Origin of the sequence: Halomonas sp., assembly GCF_031581305.1 — a bacterium.
Taxonomy (GTDB): Bacteria; Pseudomonadota; Gammaproteobacteria; order Pseudomonadales; family Halomonadaceae; genus Halomonas.
Genome location: NZ_JAVLBC010000187.1, coordinates 1,051 through 6,054, shown reverse-complemented (window position 1 = coordinate 6,054; position 5,004 = coordinate 1,051). Strand labels below are relative to the sequence as shown.

The 5,004-nt window shown below is 67.3% G+C and carries 2 protein-coding genes; both read right to left on the bottom strand.

The genetic code is table 11. The features are described 5' to 3' along the window. Positions 1-1,735: hypothetical protein (locus tag RI841_RS13490; RefSeq protein ID WP_310706145.1), on the bottom strand; the 1,735-nt coding region annotated here is incomplete at its 3' end. Between the two features lie 57 nt (positions 1,736-1,792). After that, positions 1,793-5,004: hypothetical protein (locus tag RI841_RS13485; RefSeq protein WP_310706144.1), on the bottom strand; the 3,212-nt coding region annotated here is incomplete at its 5' end.

Sequence of the window (5,004 nt, the reverse complement as noted above, 5' to 3'; positions counted from 1 at the left end):
CCGCGACGATTCGCTCACCCGCCCCGGTCGCAAGCTGTAACGGGCCCTCGAAAGGCACCGGCCACCGCGACACGGCGCTCAGCCCTGCCTTGCCGTCGTCCTGCAGCAGAAGCACGTCTCCCTGGCCGGGGGCATGCACGCCCCACGTCGTCGGGGTTACGGGAATGGCCGCCCCCCAGCGCTTCGCCGATGGCTCGCCGGCATGCCAGCGCGTCTCTCCCGGGCGGTTGAACGAGTAGACGCCACCGCGCTCGACCCACAGGCGCCCCCGGGCATCGATGCTCGGCGGCTCGCCCGGCGTCCGGGCGAACCAGGCCTGACGCCAGAAGGCTTCCTCGGGTCGCTTCCACAGCACGTCGTACGTGCCCCAGGCCACCACGGTGCCGCCGGCAAGATTGACCAGCCAGCGCACCCGATAGGGCTGGGACTCCGGTCGGCCACCGAGCACCACGGCTTGCCAGGTCTCCTCTCCCGGGGGCAAGGTGAAGAGCTGCTGCTCGGCCGCCCCGGTTCCCAGCGTTGCCAGATGCACGGCCCCATCCGCTGCCGTAAGAAGCTGCCCGACGCGGGCGCCCTCGGGAAGGCCGCCATGGTGGGGTAGCCATCGGCCATCCTCCGGCCGGCGCCGCATCGGCCCCCCCTCCTCGCTGCCAATCAGCAGCCCACCCTCGGCATCCACCGCCAGGCTGGTGACGGCACCCTTCAGGTCACCCGGCAGGTCGACAGGCTGCCAACTCGCCAGCCCCCCGGCGCGGAAAAGCCGCCCATCCATCAGCATGAACACCTCGCCACCCTGAGCGGCCAGCCCCTGAACCCGATACCAGCCCGGCGCATACAGCAGAGCCGGAGACGAACCGGCCCGGGCACCGTAAAGCTGCCCCTCTGTCCCCCCGATCCAGTAGCGACCCTCGTTCGATACGCCAACCGCCGACATCGTCGCGTTCGCGTCAAGCGGCAGATCCTTCCAGTGCGCCCCCTGATCGGTGGATGCTTTCACCCCGGCATCGGTGATCGCCAGCCAGAGTGTCACACCGGCGGCTACCGCCGTGACCCGTGAAACTCCGGGCACCGCCAGAGGCTGCCAGCGCGTCTCATCGACAAGGCGCCGGTAGAGCCCTCCGCCCGCCGTGCCCAGCAGGCAGTTGCCCTGATCGTCGCAATCGATCGCGACCACGTTGCGGGTGCCCAGGCCAGTCGAGTCGGGCTGCCAGGCGGAGTGGCCAGGCCCCCGCAGAAAGATCCCTTCCGCGAAGACGGTCGCCAGCCAACCCCGCTCGCGGTCATGCGTGACGGCCTGAACCGGCGCCTCGGGCAGCCCCTGGCTCCACGCCTCTGTATGCTCATCGGGCAGTACCCGCCGGACGCCCCCACTGCGAAGCGCCCACAGGCACTCCTTGGGTGAGCAGCCCAGCGTCAGCCCGCCACGCGCGTCGAGACGCTGCCACGGTGAACCCCGGGAGGACGAATGATGCAGCCCGCGCCGGGTCAGCAGCCACTCACCGGCCGCGTTGCGGGCCAGATCGACGGGATACTCCTGCGGCGTGCCGGACAGCCGATGAGTCCTCTCGTGCGGTGGGCAGCCCGCATAGCGGCCGCCCGGCGCATTGGTCAACAGGGTGACGCAGCCGCGATCCTCCGGAAGGATCCGCAGGGCCACCTCCTCATCGGCGAGGGCCGTGGCCGGCAACATCACGACCAGTACCGCTACCGCCAGGGCGAGGGCGCTAATGCTCAACCACCTCCTCTCGTTTGCGACGAACAGCAGAGGCATGCCCGGTCGAATCATTACGGCTCAGCCATCCAGCTGCTGCAGCAGCGGCGCCAGGTCCTCGCCATTGACCTGCGCATTGCCGAGGCTGTCGAGCTCGATCCGGAACACGTGCTCGGAGTCACCGTCGGGGCTTTCGCGCTCCTCGCCCAACAGGCGCAACATGGTGAACATGGATTCGAGATCCTGACGGGCCTGGTCGTCGGGAGCGGCCTCGAGCCAGTGCGCCGTCAACCGGTCGAGCTGAACGATGCGCAGATCGAACTGGCCGCGCACCAGGCCAGGTGCTCCTCCTTCACCTTCCTCGGTCCAGCCGCGACCCGCGAGCGAAATGGCGCCATTTGGCAGATCGATCTGCCAGCGCGGGATATCCAGCAGGGTACGATTGGCGAGCATCTGCTCCAACATCAACTGGCCGGGATCCAGCTCGCCCCGCTTGAGCCGGGCCACCGTCTCCTGATCCTCGGCGAAGCCGGTGGGCAGCCGCTTGAACAGCAGCGAGATGTCCGAACGCTCTGGCAGATAGGCATCGGCCTGCGGTGGCATGTTCCAGGCAGGCGGCAGACGGATGGCCTCATGCAGGACATCCAGCGACCAGTTGGGCGCCGCCGTATCGAGCTCGGTGAATTCCGTGCGAAAGCTCAGCCGATCCGTGCCAAAGAGGTGCGGGTTTCCCTGGCTGGGCTTGTCGACCCCTTCAAAGCCATCGACCTCCAGCGCCAGCAGCCAGCGGGAAAACATCTGCTGTGAAAGGGCCAGCAGCTCGGGTTCGCTCGGCTGTCCGGCCATCAGGGACGCCATCCCTACCTGGATGATGGCCATGGGCGAGATCTGGTCGATTTCGCCATTGAAGCTCAGGCTGTCGATTGCGAACCCTTCTCTTCGACGTTCACTGCCTTCGCTGAAGGCCAGCCCCTCGAGTGCCAGGCGCGCCCAGAGATCACGCTGCGTGTCATCCTCGGCGTGGCGACCGATACCAATGTCGCTGTGCAAGCTGGCCAGGCGCAGGTATTCGTATTCGTTATCGCCCCGAACACTCAACCCCTCGATGGCGAATCGCGCCGAGGGATTGCCGACGGCATCTACCAGGGTACCGAGCACCTCAAGCGGATTGCCCTGACGGAACACCTCATGTTTCTCGCCCTCCTTCCCCAAGGCCAGCAGCGTCTCGAGCGTCACATCACGCTGCTCGGTCTGTAGGTCGAGCCGGTCGAGCCGTAACAGCGGTGCCTCGATGAATGAGGCCAGCTCAACGTTCTCGACATGAAAGCGCCCCGGCAGGTCATACAGGCCGTCTTCTCGTTGCCGGGTGTCCACCTCGATCCCGATGCGCCCGAAGGTCAGCTGGCGTGGCACATCTTTCCCCTCCATCTGTGCCAGCGCGGCCTGTGAGGCCACCGCCCCCATCATCCCTTCCTGCGGATGCAGATCGAGCCTCACGTCATCCACTTCCGCCTTCAGGGCATGCAGCGTATCCAGGGCATCGTTCCACTGCCCGGAAAACTCGAGCGGCCCGAACGTCAGTCGCCCAGCGAGCCCCCCCTGGGGATCGCGAACATCGACGACATCCGGCACCTCCAATCCGATCGGACGCAGTCCGTTCTCGACCGCACCGAGTTGCATGTGCAGATCGCCGATCACCCACTCCACATCCGGACTGTAGCGCTGGAAATCCCAGTCAGACTCGACGGTCAGCCATGGCAGTGCCAGGTGCACCACGCCCTGCTCATCGAGACTGAACTCCGGCGCGCCGAGTGTGCCCATGACCGGTGCAGCGTCGACCAGGGCGTCTCGCAGCTGTTCCTGGAAGGTCAGCACCTCATCGGGCAGCGCCGGGGCGGCAAGCGGTCTTCCTTCAGCGTCCAGCGGCATCTGCCATACCGACGGCGGCTCCCGGCGCGATCCGGCCTGGAGTCGGCCAATCGCCACGAGTGTCTCCCCTAGCGGCAGCACATCCAGCACTACCTCCCGGGCCGACTCGACACCGTACTCCCGTGACCAGAGCACGCCGCCATCGCTGTCCATCCTCGCCATCCAGCCATTCTCGGTACGCGCCTCGCCGCCGATGAGCAGTTGCCCCTCGGCATCGAAGGTCATGGCGTGCACACCGTCAAGCGCGGGAATCGAGCTCGCACCAGACGGCGTGATTACGCCCACCTCATGGCTCTGGGGATCGAAGCGCCGCAACCACAGGCCTCCACCATCGACCTGCCCCCCCAGCACGACCTGACCCTGCGGAGACACCGCCAGCGCCTCGACAGCCGAAGGCAGTGATGCCACACCGGGTTGCGCTTGCCAGATCACCTCACCCTGCCTGCCCAACAGGGCCAACGCGGGCCGACTCTCACCATCCTGCCCGGCCACCACCCAGCCCTGCCCCGGCAAGGCAGCCAGATGCTGCGCGCGACTCCAGGCGGCAAGCTGCTGCTCCCAGGCGAGCGTCCCTTCGGCATTCAGGGCCAACAGCTGCACCCCCGAGGCATCGGCCATTTCTCCCGCCAGCAGCGCTTCTTCCCCCTGTACGGCGCCGGCCACCACCGTCGCCTCGGTGAGGCTCGACGCCTCGATCATCTCGCCGGCGTCATTGAAGCGCACCACGGGGCCACTGCCCGCCATCAGGTAATCCCCCCCTTGAAGGGGCAGCAGCACACTGGGCAGCAGCTGTGTGCCGGCAGCCGGCCTCGCCGACCAGAGCAGGCGCCCCTCGCCATTACGGCGCATGACCACCGTTTGCGGGCCGGAATGCCCGATCACGGTCACCGCCGCAAGATAGCCTCCCTCTTCCGCCGGTATGGCGTTGACCAGGCCGGCCGTGAGGGGCAGCTCAACCCGGCTGCGTGCATAGTCCGGCGTGCGAAACATTCTTAGCTGCGGCGCCTGCGCCCAGAGCGGCGCCTCGATACGGCTGATACGCTGCGCGGGCACGGTCTCGCCGGACAGAAGCAGACGGGCCTTCCTGCCCTCGGCATCCTCCAGAATCAGCTCACCCCGGCCACGCACCGGCGCCTGTTCGGCGAGCACCACCTCCTGGTCCGGCAGGATCTCTTCCCAGTCGAGATACTCCTGGCCGAAGATGAAGGTATTCAACCGACCCAGCAGCTGCTCATCCGCCTCGAGTTCGCCGGAACGGACCCGCTCCAGGATCGCACGCAGGGTCTCCAGGTCGGCCGAGAGCAGATCGACTCCCTGGGGTCGAAGCGCCAGTGCCAGCGTCGTGACGCCGGGTGGCAACCTGT